This is a genomic window from Actinoplanes sp. CA-131856 (assembly GCF_050956135.1).
Taxonomy (GTDB): Bacteria; Actinomycetota; Actinomycetes; order Mycobacteriales; family Micromonosporaceae; genus Actinoplanes.
This window is the reverse complement of the sequence record NZ_CP191849.1, coordinates 5,501,268-5,519,190: the sequence shown is the minus strand read 5'-3', so window position 1 is coordinate 5,519,190 and position 17,923 is coordinate 5,501,268. Positions and strand designations below refer to the sequence as shown.

General features: G+C 71.9%; 20 protein-coding genes and 1 pseudogene. 11 read left to right on the top strand and 10 right to left on the bottom strand.

Annotated features, from left to right (window positions below; genetic code table 11):
* Positions 1-32: 32 nt before the first annotated feature.
* Positions 33-1,166 (bottom strand): sensor histidine kinase, encoded by a 1,134-nt coding sequence (locus tag ACQP2X_RS25605; protein WP_498686096.1) that lies wholly within the window; start codon positions 1,164-1,166, stop codon positions 33-35.
* A 101-nt stretch (positions 1,167-1,267) separates the two neighbouring features.
* On the opposite strand from ACQP2X_RS25605, the gene ACQP2X_RS25600 reads away from it, so the two are divergent.
* From ACQP2X_RS25600 to ACQP2X_RS25590, 3 genes are read left to right on the top strand one after another with little or no spacing between them, the layout of a single operon-like run.
* On the top strand, positions 1,268-1,975 hold the full coding sequence (locus tag ACQP2X_RS25600) for an ABC transporter ATP-binding protein (RefSeq protein ID WP_498686094.1): 708 nt from the start codon (positions 1,268-1,270) through the stop codon (positions 1,973-1,975).
* A complete protein-coding gene (locus tag ACQP2X_RS25595; protein WP_498686093.1) occupies positions 1,969-2,700 on the top strand; it encodes a hypothetical protein in 732 nt (243 codons plus the stop codon). Before ACQP2X_RS25600 ends, ACQP2X_RS25595 begins: the two co-directional genes overlap by 7 nt.
* A complete protein-coding gene (locus ACQP2X_RS25590) occupies positions 2,697-3,233 on the top strand; it encodes a hypothetical protein (protein ID WP_498686091.1) in 537 nt (178 codons plus the stop codon). The genes ACQP2X_RS25595 and ACQP2X_RS25590 overlap by 4 nt, the downstream gene beginning before the upstream one ends.
* Positions 3,234-3,338: 105 nt before the next feature.
* Here the strand turns inward: ACQP2X_RS25590 and ACQP2X_RS25585 are convergent, their stop codons facing one another.
* The gene (locus tag ACQP2X_RS25585) at positions 3,339-4,316 is read right to left on the bottom strand and encodes an ArsR/SmtB family transcription factor (protein ID WP_498686089.1); all 978 of its coding nucleotides are present in this window, start codon (positions 4,314-4,316) and stop codon (positions 3,339-3,341) included.
* Positions 4,317-4,374: 58 nt separating this feature from the next.
* On the opposite strand from ACQP2X_RS25585, the pseudogene ACQP2X_RS25580 reads away from it, so the two are divergent.
* Positions 4,375-4,662 (top strand): annotated as a pseudogene (locus ACQP2X_RS25580) (MFS transporter); the annotation flags it as partial.
* Between the two features lie 55 nt (positions 4,663-4,717).
* Positions 4,718-5,344: an MFS transporter gene (locus ACQP2X_RS25575; protein ID WP_498686088.1), complete on the top strand. Its 627-nt coding sequence runs from the start codon at positions 4,718-4,720 to the stop codon at positions 5,342-5,344.
* Here ACQP2X_RS25575 and ACQP2X_RS25570 read toward each other — a convergent pair.
* Complete coding sequence (locus ACQP2X_RS25570; RefSeq protein ID WP_498686086.1) at positions 5,301-6,506, bottom strand: MFS transporter; 1,206 nt, start codon at positions 6,504-6,506, stop codon at positions 5,301-5,303. The two genes, ACQP2X_RS25575 and ACQP2X_RS25570, sit on opposite strands and share 44 nt — an antisense overlap.
* A 127-nt stretch (positions 6,507-6,633) precedes the next feature.
* On the opposite strand from ACQP2X_RS25570, the gene ACQP2X_RS25565 reads away from it, so the two are divergent.
* Positions 6,634-7,920, top strand: coding sequence for a cytochrome P450 (locus ACQP2X_RS25565; protein WP_498701039.1), 1,287 nt, complete (start codon positions 6,634-6,636; stop codon positions 7,918-7,920).
* Here ACQP2X_RS25565 and ACQP2X_RS25560 read toward each other — a convergent pair.
* Together ACQP2X_RS25560 and ACQP2X_RS25555 are read right to left on the bottom strand one after the other, a co-directional pair.
* Positions 7,895-8,947: a glycoside hydrolase family 26 protein gene (locus ACQP2X_RS25560; RefSeq protein ID WP_498686084.1), complete on the bottom strand. Its 1,053-nt coding sequence runs from the start codon at positions 8,945-8,947 to the stop codon at positions 7,895-7,897. The two genes, ACQP2X_RS25565 and ACQP2X_RS25560, sit on opposite strands and share 26 nt — an antisense overlap.
* 161 nt (positions 8,948-9,108) lie before the next feature.
* The gene (locus ACQP2X_RS25555; protein ID WP_498686082.1) at positions 9,109-9,576 is read right to left on the bottom strand and encodes an RrF2 family transcriptional regulator; all 468 of its coding nucleotides are present in this window, start codon (positions 9,574-9,576) and stop codon (positions 9,109-9,111) included.
* A gap of 81 nt (positions 9,577-9,657) precedes the next feature.
* Between ACQP2X_RS25555 and ACQP2X_RS25550 the strand changes: the two genes are divergently transcribed.
* Positions 9,658-10,395, top strand: a complete 738-nt coding sequence (locus tag ACQP2X_RS25550; RefSeq protein WP_498686080.1) for an SDR family oxidoreductase — start codon at positions 9,658-9,660, stop codon at positions 10,393-10,395.
* Positions 10,396-10,407: 12 nt separating this feature from the next.
* Positions 10,408-11,349 carry an adenosine deaminase gene (add, locus tag ACQP2X_RS25545; protein ID WP_498686079.1) on the top strand — a complete coding sequence of 314 codons (942 nt, stop codon included), beginning with the start codon at positions 10,408-10,410 and terminating at the stop codon, positions 11,347-11,349.
* Positions 11,350-11,355: 6 nt separating this feature from the next.
* Here the strand turns inward: add and ACQP2X_RS25540 are convergent, their stop codons facing one another.
* The 4 genes from ACQP2X_RS25540 to ACQP2X_RS25525 form a co-directional block, all read right to left on the bottom strand.
* On the bottom strand, positions 11,356-12,408 hold the full coding sequence (locus ACQP2X_RS25540; protein ID WP_498686076.1) for a helix-turn-helix transcriptional regulator: 1,053 nt from the start codon (positions 12,406-12,408) through the stop codon (positions 11,356-11,358).
* Positions 12,409-12,583: 175 nt separating this feature from the next.
* Complete coding sequence (locus ACQP2X_RS25535; protein ID WP_498686075.1) at positions 12,584-13,156, bottom strand: hypothetical protein; 573 nt, start codon at positions 13,154-13,156, stop codon at positions 12,584-12,586.
* Positions 13,153-14,151 (bottom strand): hypothetical protein, encoded by a 999-nt coding sequence (locus ACQP2X_RS25530; protein WP_498686074.1) that lies wholly within the window; start codon positions 14,149-14,151, stop codon positions 13,153-13,155. The genes ACQP2X_RS25535 and ACQP2X_RS25530 overlap by 4 nt, the downstream gene beginning before the upstream one ends.
* 120 nt (positions 14,152-14,271) lie before the next feature.
* Positions 14,272-15,039, bottom strand: coding sequence for an MBL fold metallo-hydrolase (locus ACQP2X_RS25525; protein WP_498686072.1), 768 nt, complete (start codon positions 15,037-15,039; stop codon positions 14,272-14,274).
* A 114-nt stretch (positions 15,040-15,153) separates the two neighbouring features.
* On the opposite strand from ACQP2X_RS25525, the gene ACQP2X_RS25520 reads away from it, so the two are divergent.
* Complete coding sequence (locus ACQP2X_RS25520; RefSeq protein ID WP_498686071.1) at positions 15,154-15,378, top strand: tautomerase family protein; 225 nt, start codon at positions 15,154-15,156, stop codon at positions 15,376-15,378.
* A 24-nt stretch (positions 15,379-15,402) separates the two neighbouring features.
* Here ACQP2X_RS25520 and ACQP2X_RS25515 read toward each other — a convergent pair whose 3' ends face one another.
* Complete coding sequence (locus ACQP2X_RS25515; protein WP_498686070.1) at positions 15,403-16,182, bottom strand: IclR family transcriptional regulator; 780 nt, start codon at positions 16,180-16,182, stop codon at positions 15,403-15,405.
* A 128-nt stretch (positions 16,183-16,310) separates the two neighbouring features.
* On the opposite strand from ACQP2X_RS25515, the gene kduI reads away from it, so the two are divergent.
* Positions 16,311-17,126 carry a 5-dehydro-4-deoxy-D-glucuronate isomerase gene (gene kduI / locus ACQP2X_RS25510; RefSeq protein WP_498686069.1) on the top strand — a complete coding sequence of 272 codons (816 nt, stop codon included), beginning with the start codon at positions 16,311-16,313 and terminating at the stop codon, positions 17,124-17,126.
* Positions 17,123-17,881: a 2-dehydro-3-deoxy-D-gluconate 5-dehydrogenase KduD gene (gene kduD / locus ACQP2X_RS25505; protein ID WP_498686066.1), complete on the top strand. Its 759-nt coding sequence runs from the start codon at positions 17,123-17,125 to the stop codon at positions 17,879-17,881. The genes kduI and kduD overlap by 4 nt, the downstream gene beginning before the upstream one ends.
* Positions 17,882-17,923: the final 42 nt, after the last annotated feature.

The window sequence follows — 17,923 nt, the reverse complement described above, 5'->3', positions numbered from 1 at the left end:
ATCGGCGAGCATGACGCGCACGGCCGCCCCGGTCACGGCGTCCCGTCCAGGACGCGGGCGACCAGCTCACCGGCCGAGGGACCGTGCTCGGTCGGCTCACCGGGACCCGGGACGGTCGTTTTGTCGGAATCGGGAGCGGTCGGCCCGTCAGCGATCGCTGCGATCGACGCGTCAATGGTCGCTGCGGCTGGCTTGTCAGCGGCTGCGGTCGGTTTGTCCGTGAGCGCTGTGGTCGGCTTGTCAGCGGCTGCGGTCGGTTTGTCCGTGAGCGCTGTTGTCGGCTTGTCAGGGGCTGCGGTCGGTTTGTCCGTGGTGGCTGTTGTCGGCTCGTCGGGGATGCGGGCGGTCAGACGGAAGCCGCCGTCGACGGGGCCGGCGCGCAGCGTGCCGCCCAAGGCGGTGACGCGCTCGCGCAGGCCGAGCAGGCCGTGCCCGGCGCCGGGCGCGGCCTGCCAGCCGGATGGGGCGGGGCCGCCGTCCGCGACGGTGACCGTGATGGCCGTGCCGTCGCGGTGGACGGCGACCCGGACGTCGGTGGGACCGGCGTGCCGGGCGGCGTTGCTCAGGCCCTCCCGCACCGTCCGGCAGACGGCGAGCTGGACGCCCGGTGAGACCGGGCCGAGGTCGCCGGTCGTGAGCCTCGGGCGGAGGCCGGTCACGGCCGCCGCCCGTACGATCTCCGGAAGGTCCTCCAAGGTCTCGGCGGGGGCCCGGGGCTGGACGGTGGCCGGTCCACGAAGCACCGCGAGCATGCGGCGCAACTCCGCCGTGGCGGTGCGGCTCGCCTCCTCGATGTCGGCGAGCGCGGCGCCCGCCTCCGCCGGATCGCCCGCGTGCCGGGTGGCGGCGGCCCGCACCGTGATGAGACCCAGGCCGTGGGAGACCACGTCGTGCAGGTCGCCGGCGATGCGCAGGCGCTCGGCCAGCACCGCCTCCGAGGCCGCCCACGCGGTCAGCCGCGCCTCGTAGTCGGCCCGGTCGGCCCGCCACCGGCGGATCGCCCACAGGGCGGCCGCGACCGAGGCGCCGACGAGGACCGGCGGGACGATGGTGGCCGCGGCGCCCCGCGAACCGGTCGTCACCATCGCCACGGCGGCCACCGCGGCCACGACCGCGAGCACCCGCACGGCCCGGGAACGCCGCACCGGGCGGCGGTCTGCGCTCATGGAAGGCCACTGTAATTCTCGGACCTGGGTCGTAGGCGGCCCGCGAAGGTTGCGAGCCTGGTCCGATGTGCACGCTCCGGCCGCGGGCTTGACTGACGCCTATGATCACCATCGACCGGATCGGCAAGACCAAGGGGCGCAGGACGATCCTGCGCGACGTCAGCTTCGAGGCGAGGCCCGGGCGGGTCACCGGCTTCCTCGGGCCGAACGGCGCCGGCAAGACCTCGACGATCCGCATCCTCCTCGACCTCGATCGGCCGGGCGCCGGGCGGGCTTTGGTGCGAGGGCGGCCGTACGCCAAGATCTCCCGTCCCTTGACTGTCGTCGGTGCCCTCCTCGACGGCAGCGGCGCCCACCGGGCCCGCTCGGCGCGAGCCCATCTGCGGTGGGTCGCGGCGAGCAACGGCATCGGCCGCCGCCGGGTGGACGAGGTCCTCGAGATCGTCGGCCTGACCGGTGACGCGTCGCGGCGGGCCGGCCGGTTCTCGCTCGGCATGAGCCGGCGGCTGGGCCTGGCCACGGCGCTGCTCGGCGACCCGCCCGTGCTGGTGCTGGACGAACCGGTGAACGGCCTGGACCCGGGCGGCATCCGCTGGATGCGCTCGTTCCTGCGCGACAGCGCCGCCGAAGGGCGCACGGTGCTGCTCTCCAGCCACCTGATGGGCGAGCTGGCCGAGACCGCCGACGACGTCGTGGTGATCGACAAGGGCGCCGTCGTCGCCCAGGGCACGCTCGCCGGTGTCACCGGTGGGCACGCGACGCTGGAGGACGCGTTCTTCGCGCTCACCGGGGCGGAGCGGTCGTGGTGACCGTGGAGGTGCGCAAGCTGCTCGGCCTGCCGACGGCCTGGGCCGGCCTGATCCTGGGCATGCTGGCGGCCCCGGCGCTGGTGCTGGTCAACGCGCCGGAGATGCGCCGGGCGATGGCCGAGGGGCGGGACGTGGCCGATCTCGGCTATCAGAACCTCGGCATCGGCCTGCTGGGCGCGATGATCCTCGGCGTGGTGATCGTGAGCAGCGAGTACACGCGCACGGACGACACCCCGGGTGGCCGGCAGGTGACCACGAGCTTGATGGCGCAGCCCCGCCGGATGCGACTGCTCGCGGCCAAGGGTGTGGCGCTCACCCTGGTGACGGCAGTGCAGGGAGCGCTCACGGCGGCGGCGACGGTCGCGCTGACCCGCGCGGTGCACGGCACCTCGGTGGCGCCGTGGTCGGTGGGGCGGATCGCCGGGGCGGTGCTCTACTGGGTGCTGCTCGGGCTGATGGCGTACGCGATCACGCTGGCCACCCGCAACGGCGTGGTGACACTGACCCTGCTGATCATGAACGCCTCGGTGGTCTCGGTGTCGTACCTCCTGACCAAGGTGACGAGCCTGGCGGCCTACCTGCCCGACATCGTCGGCGCCCACATGTTCCTGCGCGGCGGCCCGGACGAGCGCATCGCGCCGGTGACCGCGGGCCTGATCATGACGGCGTGGGTGGCCGCGATGCTGGCCGGCGCGGCCGTGTTGTTCAACCGGAGGGACGCGTGACCGCCGTCCACGCCGAGATCCGCAAGCTGCTCACGCTGCCGTCGTTGCTGTGCACGGCCGCCTTGGCCGCAGCGGCGGCGCTGCTGCCGGAGCCGGCGCCGTACAGCCAGGTGGGTTTCCTGGTCTTCGGCGTTCTGGCGGCCACGCACGAGTTCCAGGGTCAGTTCGGCACGAGCCTGCTGGCCGTTCCCCGCCGCCCGCGCCTGGTCGCCGCGAAGGTGGGGGCGCTGGTCGCGGTGGCCGGGCCGCTCACACTGCTGACACCGCCCGCATCGGCCTACCTGCTGGCCACGACGCTGACGGCGGCGGGAATCGGCCTGCTGCTGAGAAGTACGCTGCCGAGCGTCGCCGTGACGTTGACGGCGTACCTGATGGTGGGCCCTCTGCTGCGCGCCCGTTTCCCGGCCAGCGCACCGTGGCTGCCGGACACCGCCCTGCTGCAGCCATCGGAGGGCGCGGCCGCCACCGCGGTGTGCACGATCGCGGTCCTCGCCGCCGCCACCACGGCCCTCATCCGCCGGGACGCGGCATGACCGCCAGGGCGGGTCTCGAATCAGTCCGTCCGGTTCGGGAAGGACCCGGCCTGGCTCGGCCGGGTCAAGCGGATGATCTCCAGCGTGCGGTGATCGATATCCGCCTCATGCGGAAGGACGTAACAGGGACAGGCCGAGCTCGGTGGTGGCGTAGAGGACGCGGCGGCCGCTTCGGGTGCCGGTCACCAGGCCCGAGTCGCGCAGGACGCGCAGGTGCTGGGAGACGGCGCTCGGGGTGACTCCGAGGGAACGGGCCAGGTCGGCGCCGGTGGCGGGGGAGCGGAGGGCCTCCAGCAGGTCGGCCCGTGCGCGGCCGAGCAGTCTGGCCGCGGCGCCGGCCGCGGGGTGGGCGCCGGCCGTCCACAAGGTGCCGATGCCTCGTGCCGGGTAGCGCACGGTGGTCCACGTGGACGTGGACGCCCTGATGTGGGCGGACGAGGAGCGCAGGGCCGACGGCATCAGCACGAGGCCGCCGGGGGCGGGCCGGATCGTCCGGTCGCCGGGGCGGCTGCGCTGGATGAGCCGGCCCTCGTGCCAGTCCAGGTCGGGGTGCAGGGCGGCGAAGAGCCGGGCGGCGCCGCCCTCGGCCAGCTGCGCGGCCCGGTGGGCCACGTCGGCGCCGAGCAGCGAGCGGATCTTCGGCCAGTGGGGTGCGACCAGCGTCTCGTACGCCTCGTGGAGCTCGGCCGCGATCCTCCGCAGACCGGCGGCGGGGGCCGCCGCGAGACGCGCGGCGGCCGGTGGCAGGTCGTCGCCGAAGACCCGGAACAGGCCGGTGCGGACCTGGCCGGAGGTCGTCCGCCGGAGCGCGGCCAGGTCATCGTCGATCGCCGGCGCGAAGCTCTCGGGCGCGGGGAGGAGGAACTCCGGCCAGAACCGGCGGTCGTTGACGAGCAGGGGCCAGGTCGCCGGGAGATGCAGGGCGCGCGCCTCGCCCACGGCCCAGCGCAGCCAGCGGCCGTGCGGCCCGGGGCCGGCCCGGTCGCTCAGCAGGACCAGCGCCGCCACGGTCTCGGCGAGGGGCGATATGGCGAACCTCGTGCCGGCCAGCTCGGTGACATCGAGACTCACCGTCAAAGGCACGCGGAGATTATGTAGCGGCGCGCTACATCGTGTCCACGACGGCTGACCGCGCTCCAGGGTGGTCGCCGTGACCCGGTTACCCGCCGCCTTTCGGCTCCTCCAGACGGCCTCGATCGTGAACAACCTCGGCGACGGCGCCTACGCCGCGGCCGTTCCCCTGCTCGCGGTGGCCCTCACCCCGGATCCGCGGCTGGTCTCGCTGGTCGCCGCGGCGGGGGTGCTGCCGTCGTTGCTGCTGTCGCTGCCGGTCGGCGCGCTCGTCGACCGGCACGACCGGGTCGCCCTGATGCGGTGGGCGCAGGTGGTGCAGGCCGTCGTGGCGGGTGCTCTGGCGCTGACGGTCGTGGCCGGTGTGGCGGGCGTGCCGCTCCTGGTCGTGGCGGCGTTCGCGCTGGGGGCGTGTGAGGTGGTGGCCGCCCGCGACGGTGCCGCTGGGCCGGGCCGTGGCCGAGGGGCTGCGCTGGCTGGCCGGTCACCGCTTCCTGCGTACGCTCGCCCTTCTCCTCGCCGTCAATCTCTTCTGTTTCCAGCTGGCCGCCGTCACCCTCGTGCTGCTCGCGACCTCCGAGCTGCGCATGGGGGTGACGGCGTACGGGCTGCTGCTCGCCGCGAGCGCGGTGGGCGGCATCGCCGGCGGGCTGGCGAGCCACCGGGGCGGCCTGCTGCTCGCGCTCGGCGGGGCCGTGCCGGCGTATCTGGCCGCCGGGTTCAGCACCGGCCCGTACACCCTGGGTCTCTGCCTCGCCGCGATCGGCTTCTTCTCGTCGATGTGGAGTGTCGCCACGGTCAGCCTGCGGCAGAGCGTCGTGCCGCCGGAACTGCTGGGCCGGGTCAGCGCGGTCTATCGGATGCTCTCGCTCGGGCTGGCCCCGCTCGGCGCGGTGGCCGGCGGGTTCGTCGTGCACGAGTGGGGCGTGCGGGCGGCGTACCCGATCGCCGGGGTTCTGCGGGGTGCCGCCCTGGTGGCCGCGTTGCCGGTGATCCTCAGTTGTGGGCGGGCCTGTCGGCGAGGACGCGGCCCAGGGTGAAGGTCAGGACGCCGGCCAGGACCACGCTCAGCAGGCCGACCCGCAGGCTGGTCTGGTCGGCGATCAGGCCTACCAGCGGGGGTGACAGCAGGAAGCCGCCGCGCAGGAGCCAGCTCACGACGGTCAGGCCGGTGCCGGACGAGAGGCCGGGGATCTCGTCGGCCGTGGTCATGGTGGCCGGGACCAGGGTGGCCACGCCCAGGCCGGCCAGGGCGAAACCGGCCAGCGCGGTCGGCACCGACGGGAACAGCAGGGCCGCGCCCATGCCCACGGCGGCCAGCGCGCCGCCGGCGCGGACCACCGTGCGCTGGCCGAAACGGTCCACCACGCGGTCGCCGGTCAGGCGGCCCGCGGTCATCGCCACCTGCAGCGCCACGAAGGCCAGGCCGGCCGTGGCGGCGCTCGTGTGCAGGTCGTTCGTCATGTAGAGGGCGCCCCACGACGAACCCGCGTCCTCGACCAGGGCGCCGCACGCGGCCAGGATGCCCAGGATGGCCAGCAGGCGTACGGCCGTGCCGGTCATCGCCCGCTTCGCCGTCGTGGGGGTATCGGACGGGGTAACCGATCGCTCGGCGTCCTCGTGGCCTGGGAGCATGAAGCGGAAGGCGGCCAGCGCCACCGCGCTGAACACGGCCGCCGAGATGCCGAGGTGGACGGTGAGGGACAACCCCAGGCCGGCCGCCGCGGAGCCCATGAGGCCGCCCAGCACGGCGCCGATGCTCCACACGCCGTGGAACGAGTTGACGATCGAACGGCCGTACAGGCGCTGGACCCTCAGCCCGTGGGCGTTCTGCGCCACGTCGACGATGGCGTCGAGGGCGCCCACGACGAACATGGCGCCGGCGAAGGCGTACCACGTCGGGGCGAAAGGCAGGAGAAAAGTCGCGGCGGCCAGCAGGACGATGCCGGGGGCGGCGACGCGGGCCGAGCCGAAGCGGCGGATCGCCGAGGCGGCCAGCAGGCCGGCCAGCAGCGCGCCGAGCGGCATGGCGGCGATGGCCGTGCCGAGGACGGCGTTGGTGACGCCGAGATCGGCCTTGATCTGGGGATAGCGGGGCACGACGTTGGCGAACAGGGCACCGTTGGTGAGGAACACCGCGGCCACGGCGAGGCGGGCCCGGCGGGCCTGTACGGAAGGCGCGGCCGGCGCGAGGAGCGTCATGCGTACGAGCGTACATACGATGTGTACGGCTGTACATATGAAATTTAACCTCCGCGTACGTCCTTTTGCCAGGCATCCATGTGATCATCTTCTGCGAATTCCAGGATGGGGAGGAAACGGCGTGGGGATGACCTCGCTGGTGTCGGCGGTGCGGTCCCAGGTGTTCGGGCTGCTCGCGCGCAGGTTCGCGGGCGGCAACGGCCCCTATGCGGGACTGGCCATGCTGCCCGACAAGCTGCTGTGGCCGCTGCACCGCGACGGTCTCGACCCGGTCGAGGAGATGGCCCGCCGCGTCGAGCGCGATCCCGTCAGCCGGCTTCCGCTGCCGCTCGGGATGCGCGGATGGCTGATCACCGGCTACGAGCCGGTGCGCGAGGTGCTGGGCAGCCTCGACGGCTACAGCAACGACTTCGGCAAGTTCGCGGGGCGCGTGGGCATCAACGTGACGCAGGATCCCGGTGGGCTCGGCTTCGCCGACCCGCCGGTGCACACCCGGCTGCGCAAGGCGCTGACACCGGAGTTCACCATGCGGCGCCTGATGCGCCTGCAGCCCCGGATCGAGGCGATCGTTCAGGGCCGGCTCGACGAGATGGCCGGCAAGACCGACGTGGACCTCTGGAACGACTACGCGCTGCCGGTGCCGGCGCTGACGATCTGCGAGTTGCTCGGGGTGCCGTACGAGGACCGCGAGTACTTCCAGAAGCTGAGCACGGCCCGCTTCGACCTCGCCGACGGGGCCGGCGCGTCGCTGGACGCGGTGGGGGAGTCGCTGACGTACCTCGGTGGGCTGATCGAACGCCAGCGCCGTGAGCCTGGTGACGGGCTGCTGGGCTCGCTCATCCGTACCCACGGGAACGAGATCGACGACCGGGAACTGGCCGGCTTGGCCGACGGGGTCCTCACCGGGGGCCTCGAGACGTCGGCCAGCATGATCGCGCTCGGGGCGCTGGCGCTGATGACCGACGACGGGCTGCGGCAACGGCTCGGTGAGAACCTCGACGACACGATCGAGGAGCTGCTGCGCTACATGACCGTGGTGCAGGTGGCCTTCCCCCGCGTGGCGATCCGCGATCACAAGGTGGGCGGCGCCGACATCCGCGCGGGCGACATCGTGATCTGCTCGCTCAGCGGCGCCGACCGCGATCCCTCGGCGACCGGCGCCGATCCGGGCAAGCTCGACACGACGAGGCCGATGAAAAGGTCCCATCTGGCCTTCGGGTACGGCATCCACCGGTGCATCGGCGCGGAACTGGCCCGCATGGAGCTGCGCATCGCGTACCCGCGCCTGTTCGAGCGCTTCCCGGAGATGCGGCTGGCCGTGCCCGAACGGGAGCTGACATACCGCAGGGCGTCCATCGTCTTCGGATTGGACGCCCTGCCGGTGCGGATCAACGAAGGCGCAGGGTCACGTTGAACTTCGGCGACGCGGCCAGCTTGCGGAACGAGGCCAGCGAGGCCGGCGAGCTGTCGATGCTGATGTCGCGGTCGCCGAAGAAGTCCTTCTTCGTGTCGAAGTAGACGATCGCCTTCACCTTGGGGCGCTTGGCCAGCTCCGGCAGCACCGAGTTGAACTGCTTGGACTTGTCGACGACCTTGCCCACGCGGTGGTAGGCGCCCCACTCGGCCACCATGATCGGCTTCGAGGCGTGGTTCTTGGTGGCCCAGTCGTACCAGCCCTGACCGCCCTTGGCCTTGCGGTCGAGCAGGTCGGCGAAGACGCCGGCGTGGTAGTAGGGGACCTCGGAGGAGACGTACGAGTCCAGGCCCATCCAGTCGACGACGTCGTCACCCGGGTAGAGGTCCTTCCACCACGACTGGGCCATCCACTTCTCGTTGCCCATGTACGCGACCACGTTGATCATGTTGTCGAGGCCCTTGGACTTCAGGCGCTTGATGACGTGGCGGTACGACGCGGCGAAGTCCTTGGCCGTCATGCCCAGCTTCGGGTCGGTGCGCACGTCGTCCTCGGGCTCGTGGTTGAGCACGAGGAAGAACTTCTCCGGCATGGTCGCCTTGACCCGGGCCGCGAACGCGTCGATGCGCGCGTCGAGCTTGCCGGCGGCGACGTTGGCCCAGGTCGAGCCGTACTCGACGCGCCAGTTCATGAGCAGCACGCGGGGCTTGGCCTTGTCGCGGACCATCGCGATCTCGGACGCGGTCGGGAACTTCTCGTCGCCCTTGTGGTAGACGTGGAAGATCGAGGACGTACGTCCCGACTTCTGCTCCCAGGTCTTGAGCTCCTGGTCGCGGGGCAGGCTGCTGAACCCGCCGGCCGCCGCGCCCCACAGGACGCCGCAGGTCGGGACGAGCTTGGCGTCGGTCACGCACTCGCCCGCCGGCGCCGCCGGCGTCGTCGCGCCCTGCGCGGCCACCGGCCCGGCGAGCGCCGCACCGAGGCCCGCGACGAGCGCGGCCAGCGAGTACATGGACTTCCGCAGCATCTAATCTCCCCCTGTTGTCCGGCCGTTGTCGGCCGGGCATGAGAAGAGATTGCGGGGCGTGCGGTGCGCGCTCGGTGCCCGTGACGGTGCGGCCCGGTTGCGCTCGCCGGGACCCCCAGTCGTGCCTCTGAGATCGGCGGCGCTGAACCCCGCTTGAGGCTTTACAGCCAGGCGCGGATCGCGGTGAACGCGCCGGCGCCGTTGTCCTCGGTCACCAGGCCGGCCAGGCCGGCGATGGTGACCGCGCGCAGGGAGGCCCGCCAGGCCTGATCGGCCGCGCTCATGGTCCGCGCGATCGGGCAGGGCTTGTCGCACGCCTCGGGCGGCGTGGCCAGCGGGCCGCGCTGGCGGATCTCGGTGCACAGGAAGGCCGGCTGCGGCCCGTCGACCGCCTCGACCACGTCGAGCACTGTGATCCGTGACGCCTCGCGGGCCAGCTCGTAGCCGCCGGCGTGGCCCTGCACGGACCGGATGATGCCGGCGCGGGACAGGGCCTGAAGCTGTTTGGCCAGGTAGCTGGCCGAGACGTCGTGCAGCTCGGCCAGGCGGGCGGCGGGCACGGGGCGGTCGGCCGCGCTCAGAACGACGGTGCAGTGCAGCGCCCACTCGACACCGCCGGACATCTTCATGGTCACATCCTACTTGACTCGGACACATCTTGTCCGAGTAGAGTTGACCCGGACAAGAGATATCCGAGTTAGGGGTACGTCATGAAGATCGTGGTCATCGGTGGCACCGGGCTCATCGGCCAGAAGCTCATCCCGCTGCTCACCGCCGCCGGGCACGACGCCACCGCGGCCTCGCCCTCGACGGGCGTCAACTCGGTCACCGGCGAGGGCCTGGCCGAGGCGCTGACCGGCGCCGAGCTGGTCGTCGACCTGACCAACGCGCCGTCCTGGGGCGACGACGAGGTGCTGGAGTTCTTTCGGACCTCGGCCGCCAATCTGGGCGCGGCCGAGAAGGCGGCCGGCGTGCGCCACCACCTCGCGGTCTCGATCGTGAACTGCGACCAGATCCCGGACAGCGGCTACATGCGGGCCAAGGTCGCCCAGGAGCGTGAGATCCGCGAGGCCGGCGTCCCCTTCACCATCCTGCGGGCCACCCAGTTCTTCGAGTTCGTGCCCGGCATCGCCGACTTCTCGACCAAGGACGGCGTGGTGCACGCCTCCACCGCGCGCTTCCAGCCGGTGGCCGCCGAGGACGTGGCCGCCACCCTGGCCGCGCTGGTCGAGGAGCCCGCCACCAACGGCGTGGTCGAGCTGGCCGGCCCCGAGGCGGGCACGCTGGCGTCGTTCGTCCGCCGCTACCTCGAGGCCAAGGGCGACGCCCGCACGGTCGTCGACGACCCGGCCGCCGGTTACTTCGGCGCCGTGGTCGACTCGCTGGCCCCGGCCCCCGGCAGCGGCGCCCGCGTCGGCGCCGTCAGCTTCGGCACCTGGCTGGGCTAAGCTCCCGTCCTTGTGACCTTGATCGACCTGCACCGCCACCTGGAAGGCTCCCTGCGAGTAGCCACCGTCCTCGAGCTGGCGCACCGCGACGGACACCCCCTGGCCGTCGCCGCCGACCCCGAGGACCTGCTCGTGGCCCGGGGCCCTCTGGGCGGCCTCGTCCCTTTCCTCGACAAGGTCGACGCCGCGCCGTCCGCCCTCCCGCGCCCCCAGGACTGGGAGCGGGCGGCCGCCGAGGTGGTGCGGGACGCCGCCGATGACGGCCTCGGCTATCTGGAGCTGCGGTTCAGCCCGTGGTTCATCCGCCGGGAGACCGGCCTGGAACCCGAGGCCGTCATCGACGCGGTGTCCTCCGGCGTCCGCGCGGCGTCGGGGGAGACGGGCCTGCCGGTCGCAATGATCGGCATCCTGCTGCGCGACCTCGGCCCGGCCCAGGGCGTGGCCCAGGTCGACACCCTGCTGTCGCGCCGCGACACGTTCTGCGCGGTCGACCTGGCCGGCAACGAGGCCGGGGTGCCGGCGGCGGAGTTCGCGCCGGCGTTCGCCAAGGCCCGCGACGCCGGCCTGCACGTGACGGTCCACGCGGGCGAGGCGGCGGGCCCGCAGAGCGTGTGGGACGCGATCAACCACCTCGGCGCCGAGCGCATCGGGCACGGGGTCCGCTCGGTCGAGGACCCGGCCCTGCTGGACCACCTGGCGGCGCGCGGCATCACGCTGGAGGTGGCCCTGACCAGCAACCTGCACACGAGCGTGGCCCCGAGCTACCGCGAGCACCCCTTGCGCCGCCTGCTGGCCGCCGGGGTCCCGGTCGCCCTGGCCACCGACGACCCGCGCGCCTCCGCGATCACCCTCTCCGGCGAGTACGAGACGGCCCGGGCCGAGATCGGCCTGTCGGAGGCCGAGATCAAGACCATTGAGGGGTACGCCCGGACAGCCGCCTTCGCCCACCCCTGAACCGCGTCACGCGGCGGCGCCACGCAGCCGGCGTCCGTAGTACTCCCTGATCGCGGCCCGCTGGTTCGGTACGTCCAGCTTCGCGTAGATCTTGTTGACTTTGTTGTGCACGGTCTTGGCGGAGATGCCGAGCTCACCGCCGATCGCCTCGGCGGTCCGGCCGGTCGCCCACAGATCCATCAGGCGTACCTCGTCCGGCTGGAGCCGATTCCATCGTTCGTCATAGATCGCGGCGAGATCGACACGGAGCACGCCCTCGGTGGCCGAGTCGAGGCCGAACCAGAGGACGACGAATGCCGCGTCCCCCGAAGGCGAGGCGACGAGATAGGGCCGGCGGGCCGTCGGCGGCACGCTCGCCAGATGCCGCGCCACGCCGTGGAGCGCCGCGGGGAGCGGGGCGCCCCGGATGATCGGCCCGAGCGCCTCGTCGACCACGTTCCAGAGGGCCCCGCTGCACATCCGCACCAGGCCCAGGCGGTCGACCGCGATGACGACGACCTGCTCGGAGGTCTTCAGCTGGGCTTCGAAGTCGTTGGCCAGCCGCTCGTACATCCGATGCTCGGCCCGTTCGACCGCCACCGTCAGTTCGTCCCGGAGCAGACGGAGGATCCCCGCTTCGCGCTCGGAGAAGCAGCCACGTCGTGGTCCGGAGAGGCTGATGCCGGCGTACGTGCTGCTCCCGATGTTCGTGACCACGGCCAGCTGCTCGTTCACCCCGAGAGGGCGGAAGTACTCGCGGTACAGCGCCGTCTCCTCCCGCCGGGCGCGACCGGGCGCGCACCAGGACAGCGTCACCGGTGGGCTGCTGGGGTGCGAGAGACAATATCTGAGCAGGGGATGCTGCTGGTTGTACCGCTGGTAGACGGCGAAGTCGCGCTGCATTGCCGTCTGGAAGTCGAACGGCTCGGCGATCGCCGCCTCCTGCAACGATCCGGGGTGCACCCAGTGCAGGACCGCGCCGTGTGCCCGCAGGCCCATGACCGACACGAGCACCGGTAGGGCGGCCTTCGCCAGATCCGCGAGGTCCAGATGCGGCTGCGAGCGGAGGACGTCGACCAATTCGGCTGCTTTCCGAGCGACCACGGTGAGTCCGATGCCGGCGGGATGTTCTCCCTAGCGTCCCGCATCCCCGCGCGGTGAGGTAGAGGCGACGCGCCAGAGGCCGTTTTTCTTCAGCCCGGTCTGGGGCGCCGTTGTCGATTCGCCTGAGGTGCGGGCGTTCCTCAGCGAGCGGTCATGCGGTAAGTAAGCGCCGGATCATCAGCACGAGGAGGACCAGACCGGCGGTCGCCGCGATCAATGCGGTCAGCACTGCCGGCCGGCCGGTGTCCTGCCACCGTCGCGGGGTTGGTGGCGTGGATGCCGCCTCCGCGGCCGGCGCCGCGCCGTTCAAGGGCTCGCCGTGGGAAGCGGCCGGAGGGCCCGACCAGCCGTGCGCCACGTAGCGTTCCAGCGCTTCCCGGAGCTGGTCGCGGGAACGGTCCAGCGTCTCGTCGGTGATGGCCGCGTCCGGCCGGTCGCAGATGAGGCCCTCGGCCATGTGGAGTGGTCTCGTGGCCTCGTCCCGGGCGCCGCCGGGCACGGGCACGTAGCGATAGGCCAGTGCGAACCGCTCCCGGTCCGCGATGGTGAGGACGGAGCGGTGCAGCGCCTGGCCGCGCGCCTGGTCGACCCGGGCCTGGTTGATCAGGAGGCGGCGGATCCGGGCGTCGGACCGGCCGCGTTCCACCAGGAAGTCCGGCGACACGATCAGTCTGCTCTCGACGATGGCGAACGGCCATACGGTGGCCGTGCTCGACGTGTTCATGGATGTCCTCCGGTGGTCAGCACCGACTCGGGATTCTTGTCCTCGAAGGCCTGAAGGTGGGCGGTGAAGCACTCCAGGGCCAGCGCGAACGCGTCACGTTCGGTGGCGACGGCGAGCCTGCGGTCGCGGTGCTCCTTCTCCAGGGTCTCCAGGCGCTCCCTCGTCAGTCGCTCGCGCGTCTCGAAGAAGGCGCCGAGCTGATCGACGAGACCCTGCGCCATCTCGGCGGTGGCGGCCGGCAGGGCCTCGGCCTGCCCGCCCCGCCGTTTGAGCACGCGGCGGGCGATCCACCGGGCCACCGGCGCGCCTGAAGTGACCGTGACCTCACGGGCGTACACGAACCGGTCGGCGTTGCGTCTCAGCCGCTCGGCGGCCCGGTCGTCGGCCGGTGACCGGAGATCGGTGACGATCTGATCCATCCGCCATCGCAGGGTGTCCGGCAGCAACGCGACGTACGGGATGTCCAGGTTGCAGGGCAGCACCGGCTGGCCGGGGACCTTGACCACCACCCCGGTGCACTCGTCGAGCGCGGCGAACGGGCCGGTCACGCTGACCGGGATCAACCGGACCGCGCTGTCCCCGTCGTGGCGGCGGCTGGCCAAATGGCCGGCGAAGGTGGGTTGCCGGGTGATGAGGCCGGCCACCGTGCCGAGGGTGACCGGCTCGCCGTCGACGACATGCCCGTCGAGCAGGTCCCATTTCGTGATGACCAGGTGCATCGGAGGGCGGGCTCCGGTGTGGTCGCGACGGTGCTCGATCACCTGGAGTTGCTGGGACAGATAGTTCTCGAGCCAGCCGTCGAGCTCTGCGTCCCGGGACAGCATGAGGCGGAGTTTGTGCCCGTCGATCAGCACGAGGTAGGCGTCCGCGTGGTCCCGGTAGTCGTACAGTTCCTGGAGGCGTTGATCTTCTTTGATGTCCTCGGCCGTCATGTCCAGCTTGGCGTTCAACGGATCGAGCATCTCGCCCGAGTAATCGAGATATTCCACGGCCATCGGCCGGAAGGTTCCGTGCCGGTTCGTGATCTGGCAGGTCTCCCCTCTGCTCGCGCCTCGCCGTCCAGCACAGCGGACGGGACCGGGAGCGGATAGGGAAAACTTCCCGCCGGCTTCGCGTCAGAAGCCGGTCCACGATCCGTGCGGTGTGACGCGCAGCGCGGAGGAGATGCCGGCCTCGCGGAAGGCGGTCTCGATCTGGGGGAGACCCTCGGAGAAGTGCGCCCAGCCGTCGTAGTGGGCGGGGATCACGGCGCGCACGCCGAGGACGGCGGCCGCGGCGGCGGTGCCGGCGCCGGTCAGTGACAGCGGTCTTCCGCCGAACTTGGCCGGGACCCGGGCCGCACCGGCGTGCAGGATGGCGACCTCGATGTGGGGGACGCGGCGGGAGATCTCGGCGACGGTGCGGATCGAGGCGTTGTCGCCGCTGATGTAGACCGTCGGGAGGCTGTCTCCGGACAGGATCCAGCCTGTCACCGGGCAATTGACGTTGCCGTCGGCGTCGGGGTCGCCGTCCTCGGGGCCGTGGACGGCGGGAACCGCGGTGATGGTCAGGTCGCCGACCGTGCGGCTGGACCATGGCGTGAGGCCGTCCGCCCGGGAGCCGAGCCTCGGCGCCGACTCCGGTGTGGTGAAGACCCTGGGGGCGGCGACGGCGAAGGCCCGGCCCGCGGTGTCGAGGTTGTCGGGATGCTGGTCGTGGCTGACCAGGACGAGATCGACCGGGCCGACCGCCTCCGCCGGGCATGCCGGGCCCTCGATCTTGGTCAGATAGCCCTGCGGACCGGGGGCGTCGAAGGTGGGATCGCTGACGATCCGCAGGCCGCCGAGGTTGATGACCGCCGTCGGGCCGCCCAGAACGGTCGCCGCGCGGTCCGGCCGTGGCATCACTGTGGTTATGTGGTCACTGTATCCATTGCCACTCCTCCGAACGAACGGTAGCGTCCGTTCACAACAGTGAACTGAAGTCCGTTACTTGGACGATCGATACGGGAGGGCGCCATGCCTAACATCACCGTCGAGTTGCTCGCGGGCCGGTCCCTGGAGCAGCGCAAGGCCTTCGCCCGGGCGGTGGCGGAGAGTGCCGTCGAGATCCTGGGCGCGCGGCAGCAGGACGTCCGCATGGTGTTCACCGAGATCACGGCCGACTCGGTGGCCAACGGTGGCGTGCTGGCCAGCGAGGACGCCTCGCGGGCCGGTGTGCTGGCGGGACTCGAGAAACACTGAGGCCCTCCGGCGGTGCGCGGCGCGTCAGCGCACCAGGCTGTTGCCGCGCATCGCCGACAGGCGGGCCTTCACGCTCAGCAGGGTCTCGATGATGAAATCTTCCCGCGCCTGGTCGAGGCGGCTGATCGGGACGGCGACGCTGAGCGCGTCCATCGACCGGTGTGAGAAGGGCAGCGTGACGCCGAAGCAGCGCACGCCCAGGCAGGACTCCTCGCTCTCCTCCGCGTAGCCGAGCTGGCCGGCCTTCTCGATGATCGCCAGCAGGGCGTCCCGGTCGGTGATGGTCTGGGTGGTGACGGGCTTGATCTCGTGGGGGACCAGCGCGTCACGGTCCTCGCCGGGCAGTTCGGCGAGCATCGCCCGGCCGAGCGCCGTCATGTAGGCGGGAAGGCGCCGGCCCACCGCCGAGTACATGCGCAGCGGGTGCTTCGACTCGCGCTTGGCGGTGTAGATGATCTCCGCACCCTCGAGGCGTCCCAGGTGGACCGTCTCCTCGGTGGCCGTCGCGATCTCGTCCATGACGGAGCCGGCGCGCGAGATCACCGGGTCGCCGTCGAGATAGGCCGAGCTGACCGTCAGCGTGTGGACGCCGAGCCGGTAGACGCTGCCGGTCTCGTCGGTGTCCAGCCAGCCGCGGGCGCACATGGTGCGCAGCAGCGCGTGCAGGCTGCTCTTCGGGATGCCGAGCCGGGTGGCGAGCTGCAATTGGGTGCCGGGGCCGTGGGCGGCGATGTCGTCCAGCAGGTCGAGGACGCGGGCCGCCGACTTGACCTGGGCGGTGGCGGAGCTTCCGCTGCTTTCCATCACGCCTGCACCCTACACCAGTTCACATAGGCGAACAGATTTCCGTCCCTTGACCTGTGGTCTGCGCCATAGGTATGGTCGCGGTCAGTTCACGTAGCTGAACGCGGTTCACAAACGAGGAGAGACCGTTGATCGAGGTTAGGTACTCCGCATCGCCCTCGGCGGTTGAGACGGCGACGAACGCGGACCTGCGGAAGAACTTCCTCGTGGAGGACCTGTTCCACGCCGGCGAGGTGCGCGGGGTCTACACCCACGACGACCGGCTGGTCGTCGGCGGGGCCGTTCCCGGCGACGGCCAGCTCGGGCTGCCGGCCTGGGAGGTGCTGGGCGCGACGTCGCACCTGGCCCGCCGCGAGCTCGGCATCGTCAACGTGGGCCAGTCCGGCCACGTGTTCGTCGACAACGAGAAGTTCGAGCTGCGCTACCTCGACGGCCTGTTCGTGGGCCGGGGGAGTGAGGTGGTGTTCGAGGGGCCCGACGCCGCGTTCTATTTCGTCTCGGCCCCGGCCCACGCGACGTACCCCACCGTGCTCCTGAGCCATGCGGCGATCGAGCCGGTCAAGCTGGGCACGCCGGAGGGCGCCAACGAGCGGAGCCTCTACCGGTACGCCTGGGGGCAGGAGCTGCGAACGGCGGTGCTCCAGTTCGGCGTGACCGTCATCGCCGACGGCTCGGTGTGGAACACCTGCCCGCCGCATCTGCACGACCGGCGGACCGAGGTCTACATGTACGTCGGTCTCGACGAGCAGGACCGGATCTTCCACCTGATGGGCCGGCCCGGCGCCGCCCGCCACCTCGTGGTGCGCGACCGCGAGGCCGTCATCTCGCCGCCGTGGTCGATCCACTCGGGGGTCGGCACCGGCTCCTACGCCTTCATCTGGGCCATGGGCGGAGAGAACAACGACTACACCGATCTGACCCCGGTGGCGCTGGAGGACCTGTGACCGGCTCGCCGTTCGACCTGCACGGCCGGCGGGCCGTGGTGACCGGCGCCGGCCGCGGCCTGGGCCGGGCCATCGCCCTCGGGCTGGCCCGGGCCGGGGCCGACCTGGTCCTGCTGGGCCGGCCGGGCAGCCAGGCGGCCACGCGCGACCAGGTGACCGGTCTCGGCCGCGAGGTGCAGGTGGTCGATCTCGACGTCGCCGACCACGACGCGATCGAGCGGGCGGCCGGCGCGGTCAACGGCGGCCGCCCGGTCGACATCCTGATCAACAACGCCGGTGTCATCGACCGCGCGGACTCGGTGGACGTCAGCCGCGGCTCGTGGGACCGCGTGGTCGACATCAATCTGACCGGGCTCTTCCTGCTCTGCCAGTCGTTCGGGCGCCCGATGACCGAACGCGGGCAGGGCAAGATCGTCAACATCGCGAGTCTGCTCTCGTTCCAGGGCGGGCTCCGCGTGGCGTCGTACGCCGCCAGCAAGCACGGCGTCGCCGGCGTCACCAAGGCCCTGGCCAACGAGTGGGGGCCGCTCGGCCTCCAGGTCAACGCCATCGCACCCGGATACATGGTCACCGACAACACGACCGCGCTCCGCGAGGACCCCGACCGTTCCCGGGCCATCCTCGACCGCATCCCGGCCGGCCGCTGGGGAGACGCCTCCGACATCGCCGGAGCGGCCGTCTTCCTCAGCTCGGCCGCCGCCGACTACGTCAACGGCCACGTCCTGGCCGTCGACGGAGGCTGGATGGCCCGCTGATGCCCGCCTCCACCGAAAAAGCGCCACCGACGAAGCGCCACC